The following is a 991-nucleotide window of genomic DNA, read 5'->3' on the forward strand; positions in this document are numbered from 1 at the left end:
AGACCGCGTCTGAGAACTCGGTTATCGGCGTGCGAGGCGGCGTGACATAACGGCGATCATGGCGATGTGGATCATCGTTTCGTGGTGGTCGGGTCTGGTCTCGTAGTCGCGCACGCAGCGGCGGTGTCGACTGATCCAGCCCAAGGTCCGCTCGACGACCCAGCGGCGTGGCAGGACTGTGAATCCAGTAGTGTCGTCGCTGCGTTTGACGATCTGAACAGTCAGGGACAGAACGGATTTCGACCAGGCGACCATTCGCCCGGAGTATCCGCCGTCGGCCCAGAGCAGGGTGATCGTGGAGAACGCCGCGCGGAGTGTGGTCACCAGTCGCAGCGCGCCGTCGCGGTCCTGGATCGAGGCGGCGGTGACCACGATCGCGAGCAGCAGACCGCCGGTATCGACGGCTATGTGACGTTTGCGGCCGTTGATCTTCTTGCCTGCGTCGAATCCGCGTGTCGGGCCGTGGACGGTGTCCGCGCCTTTGACGGACTGGGAGTCGATCACCGCCGCGGTCGGCAGCGGGCTCCGGCCGTCACCGACACGGAGCTGATCACGCAGGGCGTCGTGGATGCGCCGCCACGCCCGGGAAGCCACCCAGCGGGTGAAGATGGCGTAGACCGTGGTCGCGGGCGGGAAGTCCGAGGGGAGTTGCCGCCATGCGATCCCGCCACGAACTACGTAGAAGATTGCATCGAGTACTGTTCTGCGGCAATGTTTTTCGGGTCTTCCGCCGTGTCCGCGGGTGTTGCCCGGCGGTGGTAGCAGTGGTTCCAGGATCGCCCATTGGGCGTCGGTGACCGAGGACGACGGATACACCGCGCACCGGTGGCCCTGCGTTGACCCACCCGGGCACGACGGGCACAACGAAATCGGCGATACTGGCACACGAACTCCTGGTAGATCAGCGTCTTGGTAAACACTGAATTACCAGGAGTTCACTCAAATCTCGAGCCTCACACCGACGCCCTCACCGAGTTCTCAGACGCTCTCT

The 991-nt window shown here is 64.1% G+C and carries 1 protein-coding gene; it reads right to left on the reverse strand.

Annotated elements, in window-relative coordinates:
• Positions 1-21: 21 nt before the first annotated feature.
• Complete coding sequence (locus tag GFY24_RS40835; protein ID WP_309231927.1) at positions 22-816, reverse strand: IS5 family transposase; 795 nt, start codon at positions 814-816, stop codon at positions 22-24.
• Between the last annotated feature and the right edge of the window lie 175 nt (positions 817-991).

The sequence above is a fragment of the Nocardia sp. SYP-A9097 genome, from assembly GCF_009649815.1.
In the GTDB taxonomy this organism is placed as follows: domain Bacteria; phylum Actinomycetota; class Actinomycetes; order Mycobacteriales; family Mycobacteriaceae; genus Nocardia.